At 48.8% G+C, this 16,088-nt stretch carries 15 protein-coding genes and 2 pseudogenes; 6 read left to right on the forward strand and 11 right to left on the reverse strand.

All coding sequences use genetic code 11. The features are described from left to right. Nucleotides 1–90: 90 nt before the first annotated feature. From mutS to NXS09_RS09860, 6 genes are all read right to left on the reverse strand, one after another. Complete coding sequence (gene mutS, locus NXS09_RS09835) at nt 91–2,679, reverse strand: DNA mismatch repair protein MutS (RefSeq protein WP_259292344.1); 2,589 nt, start codon at nt 2,677–2,679, stop codon at nt 91–93. Nucleotides 2,680–2,791: 112 nt separating this feature from the next. Beyond that, nucleotides 2,792–3,457: an NYN domain-containing protein gene (locus NXS09_RS09840; protein ID WP_259292345.1), complete on the reverse strand. Its 666-nt coding sequence runs from the start codon at nt 3,455–3,457 to the stop codon at nt 2,792–2,794. A gap of 165 nt (nt 3,458–3,622) precedes the next feature. Next, the gene (bioB, locus tag NXS09_RS09845) at nt 3,623–4,630 is read right to left on the reverse strand and encodes a biotin synthase BioB (RefSeq protein WP_259292346.1); all 1,008 of its coding nucleotides are present in this window, start codon (nt 4,628–4,630) and stop codon (nt 3,623–3,625) included. Between the two features lie 195 nt (nt 4,631–4,825). Further along, on the reverse strand, nt 4,826–5,971 hold the full coding sequence (locus NXS09_RS09850) for a THUMP domain-containing class I SAM-dependent RNA methyltransferase (protein ID WP_259292361.1): 1,146 nt from the start codon (nt 5,969–5,971) through the stop codon (nt 4,826–4,828). Nucleotides 5,972–6,286: 315 nt separating this feature from the next. Beyond that, complete coding sequence (locus tag NXS09_RS09855) at nt 6,287–6,580, reverse strand: calcium-binding protein (protein ID WP_259292347.1); 294 nt, start codon at nt 6,578–6,580, stop codon at nt 6,287–6,289. An 82-nt stretch (nt 6,581–6,662) separates the two neighbouring features. Further along, nucleotides 6,663–7,295 carry a hypothetical protein gene (locus NXS09_RS09860; RefSeq protein ID WP_259292348.1) on the reverse strand — a complete coding sequence of 211 codons (633 nt, stop codon included), beginning with the start codon at nt 7,293–7,295 and terminating at the stop codon, nt 6,663–6,665. A 314-nt stretch (nt 7,296–7,609) separates the two neighbouring features. Here NXS09_RS09860 and NXS09_RS09865 point away from each other — a divergent pair. The 5 genes and pseudogenes from NXS09_RS09865 to leuS form a co-directional block, all read left to right on the forward strand. Beyond that, nucleotides 7,610–7,708, forward strand: a pseudogene (locus NXS09_RS09865) (IS5/IS1182 family transposase); the annotation flags it as partial. A 59-nt stretch (nt 7,709–7,767) separates the two neighbouring features. Further along, a pseudogene (locus NXS09_RS09870) lies at nt 7,768–7,914 on the forward strand (IS30 family transposase); the annotation flags it as partial. Nucleotides 7,915–7,996: 82 nt separating this feature from the next. Continuing rightward, nucleotides 7,997–8,602, forward strand: coding sequence for a trimeric intracellular cation channel family protein (locus tag NXS09_RS09875; RefSeq protein WP_259292349.1), 606 nt, complete (start codon nt 7,997–7,999; stop codon nt 8,600–8,602). A 181-nt stretch (nt 8,603–8,783) separates the two neighbouring features. Then, nucleotides 8,784–9,566, forward strand: a complete 783-nt coding sequence (gene trpC / locus NXS09_RS09880; protein WP_259292350.1) for an indole-3-glycerol phosphate synthase TrpC — start codon at nt 8,784–8,786, stop codon at nt 9,564–9,566. Between the two features lie 222 nt (nt 9,567–9,788). After that, complete coding sequence (gene leuS / locus NXS09_RS09885; RefSeq protein ID WP_259292351.1) at nt 9,789–12,419, forward strand: leucine--tRNA ligase; 2,631 nt, start codon at nt 9,789–9,791, stop codon at nt 12,417–12,419. A 65-nt stretch (nt 12,420–12,484) separates the two neighbouring features. Here leuS and NXS09_RS09890 read toward each other — a convergent pair whose 3' ends face one another. From NXS09_RS09890 to arsC, 4 genes are all read right to left on the reverse strand, one after another. Continuing rightward, nucleotides 12,485–12,625: a hypothetical protein gene (locus NXS09_RS09890; RefSeq protein ID WP_259292352.1), complete on the reverse strand. Its 141-nt coding sequence runs from the start codon at nt 12,623–12,625 to the stop codon at nt 12,485–12,487. A gap of 27 nt (nt 12,626–12,652) precedes the next feature. Continuing rightward, the gene (locus NXS09_RS09895; RefSeq protein ID WP_259292353.1) at nt 12,653–13,978 is read right to left on the reverse strand and encodes an MFS transporter; all 1,326 of its coding nucleotides are present in this window, start codon (nt 13,976–13,978) and stop codon (nt 12,653–12,655) included. 148 nt (nt 13,979–14,126) lie between these two features. Continuing rightward, nucleotides 14,127–14,786 carry a YdcF family protein gene (locus NXS09_RS09900; protein ID WP_259292354.1) on the reverse strand — a complete coding sequence of 220 codons (660 nt, stop codon included), beginning with the start codon at nt 14,784–14,786 and terminating at the stop codon, nt 14,127–14,129. 47 nt (nt 14,787–14,833) lie between these two features. Continuing rightward, the gene (arsC, locus tag NXS09_RS09905) at nt 14,834–15,190 is read right to left on the reverse strand and encodes an arsenate reductase (glutaredoxin) (protein WP_259292355.1); all 357 of its coding nucleotides are present in this window, start codon (nt 15,188–15,190) and stop codon (nt 14,834–14,836) included. A gap of 244 nt (nt 15,191–15,434) precedes the next feature. On the opposite strand from arsC, the gene NXS09_RS09910 reads away from it, so the two are divergent. After that, the gene (locus tag NXS09_RS09910; RefSeq protein ID WP_259292356.1) at nt 15,435–15,917 is read left to right on the forward strand and encodes a TlpA disulfide reductase family protein; all 483 of its coding nucleotides are present in this window, start codon (nt 15,435–15,437) and stop codon (nt 15,915–15,917) included. Nucleotides 15,918–16,002: 85 nt separating this feature from the next. On the opposite strand, the gene NXS09_RS10830 is transcribed toward NXS09_RS09910, so the two are convergent. Continuing rightward, on the reverse strand, nt 16,003–16,088 hold an 86-nt coding region (locus NXS09_RS10830; RefSeq protein ID WP_353617947.1), incomplete at its 5' end, for an IS3 family transposase.

Raw genomic sequence — 16,088 nt, forward strand, 5'->3', positions numbered from 1 at the left:
TAAAAAGCGGACGGATAATCATATATCCGTCCGTTTTTTATTCAGACGGCCTTATAAAAATATTAGGCCGTCTGAATCAATCAACCATATCTATTGTTTATCGCCATTGTCTTCAAGCAATTTCTTCAAACGATACACCCAATCTAAAGCTTCGCGCGGTGTCAGTTCGTCGGGATGGATAGCAGCCAAAGCTTCCAGTGCCGGATTGGGTTCGGCGGTTTCTTCTTCGGTAATATCAAAATCGCTATCTTCATTTTCAGACGGCTGCATGGCGAAGATATCCAATTGCGGGCGGTTGGCGGCGGCTTGGGCTTCGAGTTCGCCCAAATGTTTATAAGCGGCTTTGAGTGCGCGGGCAGGGATGCCGGCCAGTTTGGCAACGGCAATACCATAGCTTTTGCTGGCCGGGCCGGGTTCGATATGGTGCAGAAACACAATATCGCGCCCTTCTTCCAAGGCCGATAAGTGCATATTTATAGCGCCGGCGTGGGCTTCGGGCAAACGGGTCAGCTCGAAGTAATGGGTGGCAAACAGGCTGAACGATTTGTTTTTCTGTATCAGGTGTTCGGCAATGGCCTGCGCCAGCGCCAACCCGTCGAAAGTGGAGGTGCCGCGGCCGACTTCGTCCATCAAAACCAACGATTGCTCGGTAGCATGGTGGAGGATATACGCCGTTTCGCTCATTTCGACCATAAAGGTGGAACGGTTGCCGGCCAAATCATCGGATGCGCCGATACGGGTGAAAATCTGGTCGATAGGCCCGATTTTGGCATAATCGGCCGGCACAAACGCGCCGGTGTGCGCCAGCAAAACAATCAGCGCGACCTGCCGCATATAAGTAGATTTACCGCCCATATTGGGGCCGGTGAGCAGCATCAGCCGCTGTTTGTGGTCGAGCAAGGTATGGTTGGCGGTAAAATGGCGAACCTGCTGCTCGACAACGGGATGGCGGCCGTTGCCGATGTCGATAAGGGGATAATCGGTAAACACGGGGCAGGCATAAGCGCGCTCTTGCGCCTGTTTGGCAAACGTGGCCAATACGTCCAGCGATGCGGCGGCTTTGGCGGCTTTTTGCAATTGCGGCAAGGCCGTCTGAAGATCGGCCAATAGCGCTTCGTATAATTGTTTCTCCAACGCCAGCGCCTGCTCTTGGGCAGTGAGCACTTTTTCTTCAAAGGTTTTCAATTCGGGCGTAATAAAGCGCTCGGTATTTTTCAGGGTTTGGCGGCGTTGGTAGTCGTCGGGCGCCTGTTCGGCCTGTATTTTCGATAACTCGATATAAAAACCGTGTACGCGGTTGAATTCCACTTTTAAGGTGGATAGGCCGGTGCGTTCGCGTTCGCGTGCTTCGAGTGCCAATAAAAATTCATCGCCGTGGGTTTGAATATGGCGCAATTCGTCCAATTCGGCATTGAAGCCCTGATTCATCACGCCGCCGTCGCGCAGCCATACGGCAGGCTCGGGCAGAATGGCGGCTTTAAGCTTTTCGGCCAGCGGCAGGGTTTCGGGAAAGATATTTTGCAGGGTTTGCAATAGGCTGCCGCCGGTTTCGGGCAGCTTGATTTCGGCCAACACAAACAAACTGTCGCGCAACGATGCCAAATCGCGCGGGCGGGCATTGCCGACGGCAATCCGCGCGGCAATGCGTTCGATATCAGCAATGGTTTTCAGACGGCCCTGTAAATCGGCATGATGGTCTTGTAATTCCTGAACCGCCTGCTGCCGCGCCTGAATATGTTGGCGGCTGCGTAAAGGGTGGTGCAACCATAAAGCCAACAGGCGGCTGCCCATGTGGGTGGCGCATTCGTCCAATACTGAAAACAGCGTCGGCGCTTTTTTGCCGGTGAGGGTCTGGGTGATTTCAAGGTTGCGGCGGGTGGCGGCATCCATGCCGATATATTGGTGGTCGGTTTCCAGCGATAGGCCGTCGAGGTGTTGCGGCAGATGGTTTTGAGTGAGGCGGATATAGTTGAGCAGCGCTCCGGCCGCACCGATGGCGGCGGCATGTTCGTCGGGGTTTAAACCGAAGCCGAGCAGGTCTTGGCTGCCGAAGTAATCGGTGAGCAGTTTGGCGGCGGTATCGGAGGCAAACTGCCAATGGTTGAGCCGTGTGATATTGGCACCCTGAATCTGCGGGGCGGTTTTGCTGTCGGGCAGCAGGATTTCGGCGGCCTGCAAACGCGCCAGCTCGTCGGGCAATTTGTCGGCAGTGGTGATTTTAACTTTAAACTCGCCGCTTTGTAGCGATGCCCACGCCAGCCCGATGTGTTTTTTGCCGTCGCTCACGGCCACAATGCGGTTGGTTTCTTTGTCTTCTAAAAAGGCGCTGTCGGTTAGGGTGCCGGGCGTTACAATGCGCACGACCTTGCGCTCTACCGGCCCTTTACCGGCACCCACTTCACCGGTTTGCTCGCAAATAGCGACGCTTTTGCCCATTTTCACCAGCCGCGCCAAATACTGCTCGGCAGCATGAAACGGCACACCGGCCATTTTAATGGGTTCGCCGTTTAGCTGCCCGCGCGTGGTGAGGGTGATGTCGAGCAATTTGGCCGCTTCGACGGCATCATCCAGAAACAGCTCGTAAAAGTCGCCCATGCGGTAAAACACCAGCTTGTCGGTATGGTGCGCTTTGATGTCGAGATATTGCTGCATCATCGGTGAAACGGCGGGTTTGGTCATTTCAGACGGCCTTTGTATTGCAAAAAGAAACGGTATTGTAGCAAAAGGGGGAATAGATGAGGCCGTCTGAAAAGGGTTTTTCAGACGGCCAAGTATTTTCAATCATTATTTTTTAGGGGCGAATATATGTACTTTTCAAACCGTCAATGTGTTCGAATAAATCTTCGGGAATATTCTGCCACATCGGATCTAAAATAAAATCAATACCCTCACGTCTGGCCAGTTTGGCGGCAGGTACGAAATCGGAATCCCCTGAAATCAATACAATACGGTCGGCCTGTTTTTTTAAAGTGATGGAAGCGATATCCAACGCAATACGCATATCCACACCTTTTTGTTTCACATTGATAACGACATCGTTTTCCGTGATATCACTCCGTTCTATTTGGCCTTTAAGCAGCCTACTCATGATATCGGGCTTTAAACGCCAATGAGCCAGCTGATCCGATAATTTACCCAACCGCAAGGCCAGTTTTCTTTTTTTAATGAGTTCTTTATGAAGCTCTCGGCGGAAAACAGCTTCATCAGATCTAGAAAAATCAATTGATAGGTTAGAAATAGGATTGTGCATTTTCTTTTCAAGCGGCGCACAATCGTAAAAGAAAATCCGATAGAGACTGTCGTGTTGTTTGGTACCGTTTATTTTTTGCGAAAGATGAAGCAACGATAAATCAAATGCTAAATCAGAAATGCGTTGGGCATTATAAGCATTGTGTTTTTCAAAATGACGGATGCGTTTAATAAAAAATGCACCGTCAATTAGAATGGCTGTCCGCATAATCATACCTTTGGGTCAAAGAAAAAGCCCAAAGGTTCGGCACTTTCAGGATAGATTGAAAGGCTTACTGCTAAGGGCATTATTAAGTTTAATTTTAAACTTAACGTACAAAAAATGCAAATAATCTTTGTCAACAATCTTTGCACATAAACTTGTATACCAATATCAGCTTTCGGCTTCATACCGCAACGGATACAAATCCAGTTTTTCCATCAAGATACGGTCGCCGTCTTCTTCGGGGTTTTCGGTGGTCAGCAGTTTGTCGCCGTAGAAAATCGAATTGGCGCCGGCCATAAAACACATGGCCTGCATGGCTTCGGGCATGTCGCTGCGGCCTGCGGAAAGGCGTACATAGCTTTGCGGCATGGTGATGCGGGCAACGGCGATGGTGCGCACGAATTCCGTCCAGTCCAATTCTTCGGCATCGGCCAACGGCGTGCCTTCCACTTTCACCAATTGGTTGATGGGCACGCTTTCGGGCTGCGGGTCGAGATTCGCCAAGCTGGCAATCAGGCCGGCGCGTTCGGGGCGGGTTTCGTTCATGCCGACAATACCGCCGCAACATACTTTCAAACCGGCGCTGCGTACTTTGCCTAATGTATCCATGCGGTCTTCGTGTTGGCGGGTGTGGATAATGTCGTTGTAGCGTTCGGGGTCGGTGTCGAGGTTGTGGTTATAGTAATCGAGGCCGGCTTGTTTTAAGTCTTCGGCCATGCCGTTTTCGAGCATGCCGAAGGTGCCGCAGGTTTCCAAGCCCAAGCCTTTAACGGCCTTGATGATTTCGGATACGGTTTCGACATCTTTGGGTTTGGGGCCGCGCCATGCCGCGCCCATACAGAAACGGCTGGCACCGCGTGCTTTGGCGATTTTGGCCTTCTCGACGATTTCTTCCACATCCATCATGCGGGCTTTTTCCAAGCCGGTGTTGTAGTGCGCCGATTGCGGGCAATATTCGCAATCTTCGGGGCAGCCGCCGGTTTTGATAGACAGCAGGGTGGACAATTGGATTTCGCGCGGATTGAAATGTTGGCGGTGGACTTCGGCGGCCTGATAAACCAAGTCGAGAAACGGCAGTTCAAACAGTTCTTCCACTTGGCATTTGCGCCAATAGCGGGCGGTCGGATGCGGTTTGCGCTCGGTTTTCCGGCGCAGGGCAATAGGAGATACGGTCATGGCGTGTCTTTCTTTCAAGTTTGCAGCGGCGCAATGTCGCTGACGTGCAGGGCTGCAAGCGCAATGTTTGCAACAGCGGTGTAGTTCAGGCCGTCTGAATCTTTCAGACGGCCTGAAGGGAAGTTTAGCCAGTTTGTGTAGGTCTGACAATCATCTGGTGCGAAAAGGGCGTTTATGCGCCGATTTCCGGCTTAATCAGCGGTTCGAGCCTTTTACCATATCCATCAAAAACAGGCGGCAGTCGATATTGCCGTTGTAAAGGGGGATTTTGCGTTTGGGCGACAGCCGCATCAGCTTGGGCATGTCGCGGTCGCCGGTAAACATGCCGACCAGCCAGCCGGCATAATGCTGTTTTAGCCACGTGCCCAGTTGCGGATATAAGGCTTGCAGAGCCTGCACTTCGGCCAAACGCACGCCATAAGGCGGATTGGCAATCATAATGCCGTTTTCACCATTCGGGCGGGCGGCTTGCGCATCGCAAACCTGCCAGCGAATCAAGCCGTCCACTTCTGCCGCCTGCGCATTGGTTTGGGCGGTGCGGATCATATAGCGGTCGTTGTCGCTGCCTTCGATGGGGGCGGCCGTCTGAAAACGAATCTGCTGTTCGGCTTCGCGGCGGATAGCCGTCCATAAAGCTTTATCAAACCCTTGCAGCTTTTCAAAACCGAAACGGCGCATCAGGCCGGGCGCGCGGCCGGTGGCAATCCATGCCGCTTCGATGGCGATGGTGCCGCTGCCGCAAAACGGGTCTTGAAACGGTTGGGAGCCGTCATAACCGGCCAATAGCAATAATCCGGCGGCTAAGTTTTCACGCAAAGGGGCTTCGCCGCTGTCTTGCCGATAACCGCGTTTAAACAAGGCCTCGCCGCTGGTGTCGATAAAAATACGCACACTGTCTTCACTCACAAACGCATGAATACGGATATCGGGGCGGATTTTGGCCACATCGGGGCGCGCCTGATGGGTTTCGCGAAACGCATCGCACACGGCATCTTTGATTTTCAGGCCGACAAAATCCAAACTCTTCACGCGGGCGCGGCGGCCTTCCACTTTCACTTTAAAGGTTTGTTCGAGTTTAAACCATTGGCTCCAGCGAATATTGCGGGCGAGGGTGTAGATGTCTTTTTCATCGCGGTAGCTGCCTTTGGTTAATTGCAGCAACACGCGGCTGGCGGTGCGCGAATGCAGGTTGATACGGTAAACCTGTTCCAGCGTGCCTTTGCAGGATACGCCGCCGTCGGTCGGCCGGATATCTTTGCAGCCTTGTGCGGTGAGTTCGTCGGATAGTGCGGTTTCCAACCCGCGCGGGCAGGTGGCAAATAGGGAATATTGGGTCATGATACTTTCTTTGTGTGGAAGCATTCAGGCCGTCTGAATGCGGTAGAAATAAGTAGGCGATTATAGCCGTGTATCCGCATCGGTGCAGAAATATTTCAAACGGTAGCAGATTCGAATTTGAAGTGGAACTTTCCATAATAGAAGAAAGCCAGTATGCGGTAACATATTGACCTTAACTGATAAGTTTAATTAACTTATAGTCAAATCATTTGATTTTATTAACAGTTACCACACGCAGCTTAAGACCTAGTTTTTCAGATATAAAAATGCCTATCTAAAAAATTCTAGATAGGCATATTCTTCTAAATATTAAAGCAGCTAACCAATTATTGATTGTAACGATGAAACTTTCTCAGCATTATCTACATAACTGAATACAGACATAGAATTTGTCATATTGTTTTCAGTATTAAGATGTGTATTAAAGTCAAGTTGAGATAAGACTTGATCTTCAAATTCAAATTGCTCCACTTCGTAATAACTACCTGAGAAGAAGTTTTGAAAGGTAATCGAATCTCCTTCGTTATAACCGAATAAAATTAAGTTATTACCATCTTGACGGAAATTGGGTTCGGTTACGGCAATGTCGCTTATAGGTATTGTTACCAGCATCTTGGATTGATATACCCACAACCATTACTCGCCATAATTTTTTACCTTTATATTTATTGAACTATTAATTTAAGATTATTTACTACTCTATGAAATCTTTATGAAAAAAAGAATAAATTACTAAAAAGATATTTGCTAGGCATCCTAGGAGAAATACACTTATTAAATGAAACATCAAAATATTAAATAAAAAAAGAAAAAACTTAAACTTTGAAATCATTATAAGTAAAAGATATGGTATAGGAAAATCAATAAAATCCCAACCAAGCAGCCAATACAACCATAAAAAAATCATATATAAGAAAAAAGGTACTGTAATAATTTTTAACGTTACAGTAAGCTTTTTTATATGTTCTAACATTTTATATAAATTTAAATTTTTATAGCCAAACCAATAAAGAATTTTATATTTATTACTATCTAAATCATTAAAAAATATAATATTTGTATTTTTAGTAAATTTTTTAACTACTTTCGCATATGGAAATACATTTAAAAGAAATAAAATAATTCCCAATATTATAGTGATACTTATAGAGTTAAATGTTTGGGCAGGGAAAAGTGACTTATTTTCCAAATAAACAGCACCAGGTATTTCAATTAAATTAAGCTTAAAATCAACAATAAACACCAATATAAACTCAATAATTAAATGACAAATAATAAAAATTGAATTGAGCCTAAAAAGATAATTTAAATCATGCATTTTCATCATTTACTAAACTTTCTATAGCCTAAATTAAGTTAGTGGAAATACCATTAACACAAAGATAACAATATAACTAACATATAAATTTCTTGAGAGGATGCAAAATAACATTTTTGAAAATTTATTCCAAATATTTTAAAGATTGTGATAACGTTAGTTTATTTATTTTAAATAATATTATGATAATATAATAATAATTAATGGTCAAAAAATTACATAAATAACTGAAAAATTTTTAAAACCCCAAGAACTACTTAAATTCTTCATCAAGATATTTAAGGGTTCTTTCATGAGTATTTTTCAGCAAACCACACAAAGCCATGATTACCAAACACATCGACCGCTTTCCTTTATTAAAGCCCAAGCAGGTGATTGAATGGCTATCGGTCAAACAATATCTGAACCGTCAGAAAACCCGAGTAGGTTCGAATTAGATTGGAAGTGAAGCCTTTAAATAGCAGAAAAAGACCAGTACGCGACGGATTTCCCCAATATCAGCTACTCGGAAATACGCAAAGTTCAACGAGGACTAAACCACCGGCCAAGAAAAACACTTGGCTATGAAACACCAAGTGTTTTATTCTTAAACCTGCTTCAAACACTGCTGCCTGAGTGTTGCACTTGAAATTCGAATCCACTGACCTCTAGTCGACAGCGTTTATGCCTTTATAATGGCTTCATTTTCACCCCTAACAGCGTTTTATTTTATGAATGCAACCGAAATTATCCACATGATAGGCACGGCGGCTTTTGCCATGTCGGGCTATCTGGTGGGTGTCCGCAAACGGCTTGACCTGCTCGGGGTATTGATTACATCCATATTAACGGCGGTGGGCGGCGGCATTATCCGTGATGCCATTATCGGCCGCATTCCGCTGGCGTTTACCCACAATACCGCTTGGTGGGTAATCGGTGTAACGCTGTTGTTGTCGTGGCTGTTTAAATTGCAACAAAGCAAAAAGCGCGAATTGGCGGCGGTTTTTCTATTGGCCGACTCGTTGGGGCTGGTGGCGTTTACGATTACCGGCGCCCAAGCCGGCCTGATGATGGACTTGAATATCTTCGGCGTGGTGCTGCTCGGCTTTATTACCGCAGTGGGCGGCGGCATTGTGCGCGATACGTTGGTGAACGATATTCCGATGATTTTGCGCCAAGATTTTTACGGCACGGTATCGATTATTGTCGGGCTGGCCATCTATGCTTTAGATACCCTGAGCTGGATTAACCCGCTCACATTAAACCTATTATTGGTCGGCGGTTATCTGCTGCGCTTGTGGGCATACCGCGTTTCGTGGCGGCTGCCCCGTTTTTAGCCGATTGTTATCAGGCCGTCTGAAAAGCCATACTGTTGTTTCAGACGGCCTAATCTTATCCAACCCGATAGCACGGCAAACTATATCTGCCCGCCCGCAGCTTGTATAATAAGCCGCTTCAACCTTATGGGCGGCAACTGTTTCAGGCCGTCTGAAACACTTTGTTTAACGAAAGCCGATTATGTCTGATATTTTAAATAAAATTCTGGCGACCAAAGCCGAAGAAGTCGCCGCTGCCAAAGCCGCCGTTTCGCTCGACCAAATCAAACAACAGGCCGCCGACGCCGAGCCTGCACGCGGCTTTTTTGCCGCCATTCAAGCCAAACATGCCGACAACCTGCCCGCCGTGATTGCGGAAGTGAAAAAAGCCAGCCCGTCTAAAGGCCTAATCCGCCCCGATTTTCACCCGGCCGCGATTGCCGAAGCCTATGCCCGCGCCGGTGCCGCCTGTATTTCGGTGTTAACCGACGAACACTATTTTCAAGGCTCGCCCGACTATCTGAAACAAGTAAAAGCCGCCGTTTCGCTGCCTGTTTTGCGCAAAGATTTTATGGTTGACGAATATCAGATTTATCAGGCGCGCGCATGGGGCGCAGATGCGGTGTTGCTGATTGCCGCCGCCCTAGAAGCGGAACAGCTCGAACGGTTCGAACAGGTCGCACACGAATTGGGCATGACGGTATTGCTTGAATTGCACGACCCTTCCGAACTCGCTAAATGCCGCAATATGACAACCCCTTTATGGGGCGTAAACAACCGCAACCTGCGCACCTTTGAAGTATCGCTGCAACAAACCTTGGATTTGCTGCCCGAACTGCCCGGAAAAACCGTGGTGACCGAAAGCGGCATCCGCAATAAAGACGACATCGACTTTATGCGCGGCCACGGCGTACACACCTTCTTAATCGGCGAAACCTTCATGCGTGCCGACGATATCGAAGCCGAAGTGAAAAAATTATTTTAATATCAATATTTTGATAGTTATATTGTGCGGATTGCCAACCCGAAGCAATCCGCACCACAACACGCATACCAAGCTTTTCAGACTGCCCGAGATCCCCGCAAGCCAAACGCAGCCATCAAACACCGTTCGCACTAAAACCGCACCCGCATACATTTCCCCGAATCCCCGCCCGAAACTGCTATAATTCCGCTTTATTTCTTTACTTTTAAGCTGCTAAAAATCATGCAAGAACAATACCAACCATCCGCCGTCGAACCGGCAGCACAAGCCAAATGGGAAGCCGCCCGTATTTTCAACGTGGCCGAAGACGATTCCAAACCCAAATACTACTGCCTTTCCATGTTTCCCTACCCCAGCGGCAAGCTGCATATGGGGCATGTCCGCAACTACACCATCGGCGACGTATTAAGCCGTTTCAAACTGCTCAACGGCTTCAACGTATTACAGCCTATGGGTTGGGACGCCTTCGGCATGCCGGCCGAAAATGCCGCCATCGACCGCAAAATCGCCCCCGCCAAATGGACGTATGAAAACATCGCCTATATGCGCAACCAGCTCAAAAGCCTCGGTTTTGCTTTCGACTGGGAACGCGAATTGGCCACCTGTACCCCCGAATATTACCGTTGGGAACAGCTTTTATTCACCAAACTGTTTGAAAAAGGCGTGATTTACCGTAAAAACGGCACCGTAAACTGGGATCCGGTCGACCAAACCGTATTGGCGAACGAGCAGGTTATCGACGGGCGCGGCTGGCGTTCGGGCGCGGTAATCGAAAAACGCGAAATCCCGATGTATTACTTCAAAATCACCGATTACGCCGAACAGCTGTTGGCCGATTTGGAAGACTTAAACTGGCCCGAGCAAGTCAAAACCATGCAACGCAACTGGATAGGCAAATCGCGCGGCATGACCGTGCGCTTCGCCATTGCCGACGACAGCAAACAAGGTTTATCGGGCAAAGACAGCGAATATCTGCAAGTCTATACCACCCGCCCCGATACCCTGATGGGCGCCACCTACGTTGCCGTGGCTGCCGAACATCCGTTGGCCACTGCGGCGGCTGCGCAAAACCCTGATTTGCAAACCTTTATTGCCGAATGCAAAGCCGGTAGCGTGGCCGAAGCCGATATGGCGACTATGGAGAAAAAAGGCGTGCCGACCGGCCGCTATGTGGTAAACCCGCTCAACGGCGACAAATTGGAAGTGTGGATTGCCAACTATGTTTTATGGGGTTATGGCGACGGCGCGGTTATGGCCGTGCCCGCTCACGATGAACGCGATTTTGAATTCGCCCACACATTCGGCCTGCCGATTAAACAGGTGATTGCCGTCGGCGACAATCCGTTTGATGCCGAGCAATGGCAGGATTGGTATAGCGATAAAGAAAACGGCCGACTGACCGCCAGCGGCGAATTCGACGGTATGGATTTTCAGACGGCCTTTGATGCCATTGCCGCCAAACTGCAATCATTGGGTGCGGGCGAACCGAAAACCCAATACCGCCTGCGCGATTGGGGCATCTCACGCCAACGCTATTGGGGTTGCCCGATTCCGATTATCCACTGCGAACACTGCGGCGATGTGCCCGTGCCCGCCGACCAACTGCCGGTTGTGCTGCCCGAAGACGTCGTACCCGACGGCAGCGGCTCGCCATTGGCCAGAATGCCCGAATTTTATGAAACCACTTGCCCCAACTGCGGCGGTGCGGCCAAACGCGAAACCGATACCATGGATACGTTTGTGGAATCGAGCTGGTATCAATTCCGCTATATGTCGCCTCAGTTTTCAGACGGCATGGTCGCCCCCGAAGCCGCGCAATACTGGCAGCAGGCCGACCAATATATCGGCGGTATCGAACATGCCATTCTACACCTGCTGTATGCCCGTTTCTTCACCAAGCTGATGAATGAAGAAAACATCGTGCCCGTGAAAGAACCGTTTGCCAGCCTGCTCACGCAAGGCATGGTATTACAGGCCACCTATTACCGCGAAACCGAAAGCGGCAAAAAACAATGGTTCAACCCCGCCGAAGTGGATGTGCAAACCGATGAAAAAGGCCGCCCCGTTGCAGCAGTATTGCGTGCCGACGGCCAACCGGTGATTATCGGCGGCGTGGAAAAAATGTCGAAATCGAAAAACAACGGCGTTGACCCGCAAGAGCTGATTGATGCCTACGGCGCCGACACCGCCCGCCTGTTTATGATGTTTGCTTCGCCGCCCGAACAGTCGCTCGAATGGAGCGATGCCGGCGTGGAAGGCGCACACCGCTTCCTGCGCCGCCTATGGCGCACCGTATTTGAATACGTTAAAGCCGGCGCACCGGCAAAAGCCTTCCAAGGCAGCCAAGACGGTTTGGATAAAGGGCTCAAAGAATTGCGCCACAAGCTGCACGCCACCATTGTGAAGGTAAGCGACGATTACGGCCGCCGCCAACAATTCAACACCGCCATCGCCGCAATCATGGAATTGCTCAACCAATACGACAAAACCGACACCGGCAGCGAACAAGGCCGCGCCGTCGCCCAAGAAGTATTGGAAACGGTAACGCAATTGCTATGGCCGATTGTGCCGCATATCTGCGAATCATTGTGGAGCACATTGCGCCCCGATACCGCCTTATGGGAAAACGGCTGGCCGCAAGCCGATGAAGCCGCGTTGGTGAAATCGGAAATCGAAATCATGGTGCAGGTAAACGGCAAACTGCGCGGCAAAATCACCGTTGCCGCCGATGCCGACAAAGCCACGGTCGAAGCCGCCGCACTGGCCACCGACGGCGCGATTAAATTTATGGACGGCAAAACGCCGAAGAAAATCATTGTCGTGCCCGGCCGCTTGGTGAATATTGTGGTTTGATTGAAGCCGAACGTTTGAATGAACAAGCCGTCTGAAAGGTTTCAGACGGCTTGTTTTGTTGTTGGCTAAACACTAAAAAGCAAAATAATCAGCTCAATATAATGAGAAGCAAATACTGTCGATTTAAATACATCAAAGGCCGTCTGAATTCTTTTTTTCAGACGGCCTTTATACTTGAAAATACCGATACCATTAGTAATGCTCAAAACGGTATCCTATTATATTTCTCTACTTCAAACCGTAGGTTCGGGTTCCGGTTTGATTTCTTCTTCTTGCACGATTTGATTGGCGTATGCTTGGGCTTCTTCTTCATCAAACGGTTTGTTCACACCACAATCATTACGCGGGTCGAGATCGGCCACTGCCGGCCCGGCTGCAGTAGCCGGCATATTCACATACACATTGCGGCGGTCTTCCGGTACGGCCTGCTGACGCCAGGCGAAAACGGCCAATATGGATGCGAAAACCGTGAAATAACCGTAAAACCCGTAACGCCCGGTTTGGTCCATGGTTAAACCCAAGATAACGGGCGCCAACAGCGATCCCATACCATAGCTGAACAATAGGCTGCGGCTCACTTCTACAGTGCTCATTTCATGCGGTATCTGGTCGTTGGCACGGGCGACACTCAGGGCATAAAGGGTAAACAGGCCGATACCGAAAAACACGGCGGTCACATAGTGAACCCACATCGCCTGAATGCCTGCAAGCATTAATCCGATACCGGTTGCTGCGCCTACTGCCGAAATCATAGAACAAACGCCGATAGCTGTGCGGCGGCCGAAACGGTCGGAAAAACGGGCAACCGGCAATTGCACAACGAATCCCAACGCCATGGCAATCATCAGATAAAACGAAATCTGGCGCACATTAAACTGTTGCTGCAATAAAAATACCGAGGTCATGGTAAAAAAACCGTTCATTAGCAAGCCGGCCACAAAACTGCCGACCAAGGCCAAAGGGGCAATCGCAAATAGGCGCGGCAGGCTGATGCGCTGATGCGGCGGTTGTTCGGGTGCTTTTGAGCCAGTCATGGTGACCGGCAACATCGCCATCATCACCATAATGGCCGCCATGGTAAAAATATCATGGCTGGAAAGTTTCAAACTCAATAGGCCGATACCGGCGGTAAACGAAATATAGTAAACCACATTGTAAAGCGCCAATGTTTTGGCACGCGCCACGGCGGCACTTCGCTCTACCAGCCAGCTTTCGACAATCATCAGCAGGCTGTAATAACAGAAGCCGAGCAACACCCGCAATACACCCCATACCCATAAATTATCGGTCATGGTGTGGCCGAGTGCGGATATGGCAAACAAAGCGCCAAATACGCTGAAACCACGGATATGGCCGACACCGGAAACAACACGGTGTGCAACCACGGCACTCAATGTCGCACCGACAAAAAAGGCGGCATTTAATATACCGATAGCGGTATTGTTTACCCCCATCTGCGCCAATTCCACACCGGCCGAGTTCAGAAACAAACCGAACCCTGCAAATAGGAAAAATACCGAGAAAAAAAGTGAGTAAAATTTATTAGACTGTTCAGCCATTAAAACGCTTCCATTTTATAGTTGTGATAAAAAAATCAGGCACGCACAGCGTACCCTGTCGGAATATTCAATCATATTGTATTTAAAGCTTATCAGGCCGTCTGAAACCGTTTTCAGACGGCCTGTAGTATATATATACCCTTAGGTTTTATCTCTGCCCGAAAAAGGCCAATATGCTGTTGCCCCAGCTTTCAAAATAATAAATAAACAAAGCATAACTTTCCTGAAGCAAAAACTTGGTTTTCTTTTGGGCTTGGGTATAACGGCTGGTCGGCGTACCGGAAGTTTTTGCATCCATCCCCAAATCTTTAGCAATTACCGCCGCCCGTGCAGTATGGTAGGGATCGCTAACGATGATAATGGTGTGAATATCGTTGGCGCGCAACAGGGGGCGTATATTGAATAAATTTTCATAAGTATTGCGCGAAGTGTTTTCAAACAAAATATTATTCGGCGGCACACCCTGCTTCATGGCATAGCGCCGCCCGACTTCCGCTTCGGTCATAAACCCTTTTTTCGGGGTACCGCCGGTAAACACCAGTTTATCGACCCGCCCGCTTTGATAAAGGGTAATCGCATGGTTAATACGCTCTTGAAAAACCGGCGAAGGGCGTTTGTCCCACGCAGCCGCCCCCAACACCACCGCCGCATCGGCATGCACATCGGCAGGCAGCGTTTCGTTGCCCGTGCGGTATACCAACCACACGCAGCAGGAAAAAGTAAACACCACCAGCAAAAGGCTCAATAACAAGCCGTTCAAAAGGTGATAGCGCAAGCCGTTTCGGCTTCGGTAAATCCGGGAACTCATATTTCGGCGTTTGTAGCGGCCTTAAGTTTGGTAAAGTAACAAAATGTTTACAACAATGCTTCAATGTTTTCCAACGGCCTGCCGACGGCGGCTTTGTCGCCGACAACGGCAATCGGGCGTTCGAGCAAAGCGGGATGTTCGGCAATGGCTTTCAATAAATCATCGTCACTCAATTCGGGGTTATCCAATCCCAGTTCGCGATATAATGCGTCTTTAACCCGCATCATACTGCGTGGCGAATCGGCACCGAGTTTGGTAAAAACACTTTTCAATTCCTCAAAAGTGGGCGGAACGTCAAGATAATTCACCACTTGAGTTTTCACACCGCGAACCTGCAACAATGCAAGCGCGGCACGCGATTTGCTACAACGGTTATTGTGGTAGAGTATAACGATTTTCGACATGGCGGTTCCTGAAAATTGATCTGTTTTGCTTGATTGTAAACCAATCTTTACATTTTGTCTTGCCATATCAGGCAATTACGCCAATGTTAAAAATCTATAACCTGACAACCGCCCGAAAACCCCATACAGGCCGTCTGAAAAAATAAAAAATCGAAATTTCAAACACAACCTATCCATTAAATTATGTTGTAAAACCGCGATAAACCCTTATTGTTTCAAAGCGGTTAACAAGAAAGAATATAAAATGAAAGCCTTACCCGTCTTTTTTATCGCAGCTGTTTTCAGCACCGGCGCTTATGCCGCCACAAGCGACTTGCAAAATTGGAACAGCACCACCCCGAAAAGCACCGCTTCATTAAAAGCCCCCGTACGCGTTATCAATTTATGGGCGACATGGTGCGCCCCCTGCCGCAAAGAAATGCCCGCCATGTCAACATGGTATCGTAAGCAGAAAAAAGGCAGTGTCGATATGGTCGGCATCGCGCTGGATTCTACCGACAAAATCGGGCAATTCCTCAAACAAACCCCGGTTAGCTACCCAATTTGGCGTTATAGCGGCTCGGATAGCCGTGCCTTTATGAAATCAGTCGGCAATACCATCGGCGCACTGCCTTTCACTGTGGTCGAAGCGCCGAAGTGTGGTTATAAACAAGCTGTGCTGGGCGAAGTTACCGAGAAAAAACTCGATGAAGTATTCAAAGCCGCTCAGGCCCGATGCGCTGCTTAAATGATTCAATAAGATTGAATAGGATATTAAAGGCCGTCTGAAAGGTGATCTGACCCCCAAATCTTGGACAAACATAAAAGCCTTTTCAGGCTGCCTTTTCGAGCTGGGTTCTGTATGCTACGGGACTCAGCTTTTTCAATTTCAAACTACATCTGTCATGATTGTAGTACC

Origin of the sequence: Neisseria montereyensis (assembly GCF_024834045.1) — a bacterium.
Lineage (GTDB): Bacteria > Pseudomonadota > Gammaproteobacteria > Burkholderiales > Neisseriaceae > Neisseria > Neisseria montereyensis.

What these genes read in the sequence shown, in the direction of transcription:
- NXS09_RS09895 (WP_259292353.1), bottom strand. Translation starts at nt 13,978, where the DNA reads ATGGCTGAACAGTCTAATAAATTTTACTCACTTTTTTTCTCGGTATTT.
- NXS09_RS09860 (WP_259292348.1), bottom strand. Translation starts at nt 7,295, where the DNA reads ATGATGAAAATGCATGATTTAAATTATCTTTTTAGGCTCAATTCAATT.
- NXS09_RS09875 (WP_259292349.1), top strand. Translation starts at nt 7,997, where the DNA reads ATGAATGCAACCGAAATTATCCACATGATAGGCACGGCGGCTTTTGCC.
- mutS (WP_259292344.1), bottom strand. Translation starts at nt 2,679, where the DNA reads ATGACCAAACCCGCCGTTTCACCGATGATGCAGCAATATCTCGACATC.
- NXS09_RS09910 (WP_259292356.1), top strand. Translation starts at nt 15,435, where the DNA reads ATGAAAGCCTTACCCGTCTTTTTTATCGCAGCTGTTTTCAGCACCGGC.
- NXS09_RS09855 (WP_259292347.1), bottom strand. Translation starts at nt 6,580, where the DNA reads ATGCTGGTAACAATACCTATAAGCGACATTGCCGTAACCGAACCCAAT.
- bioB (WP_259292346.1), bottom strand. Translation starts at nt 4,630, where the DNA reads ATGACCGTATCTCCTATTGCCCTGCGCCGGAAAACCGAGCGCAAACCG.
- trpC (WP_259292350.1), top strand. Translation starts at nt 8,784, where the DNA reads ATGTCTGATATTTTAAATAAAATTCTGGCGACCAAAGCCGAAGAAGTC.
- NXS09_RS09900 (WP_259292354.1), bottom strand. Translation starts at nt 14,786, where the DNA reads ATGAGTTCCCGGATTTACCGAAGCCGAAACGGCTTGCGCTATCACCTT.
- NXS09_RS09840 (WP_259292345.1), bottom strand. Translation starts at nt 3,457, where the DNA reads ATGCGGACAGCCATTCTAATTGACGGTGCATTTTTTATTAAACGCATC.
- leuS (WP_259292351.1), top strand. Translation starts at nt 9,789, where the DNA reads ATGCAAGAACAATACCAACCATCCGCCGTCGAACCGGCAGCACAAGCC.
- arsC (WP_259292355.1), bottom strand. Translation starts at nt 15,190, where the DNA reads ATGTCGAAAATCGTTATACTCTACCACAATAACCGTTGTAGCAAATCG.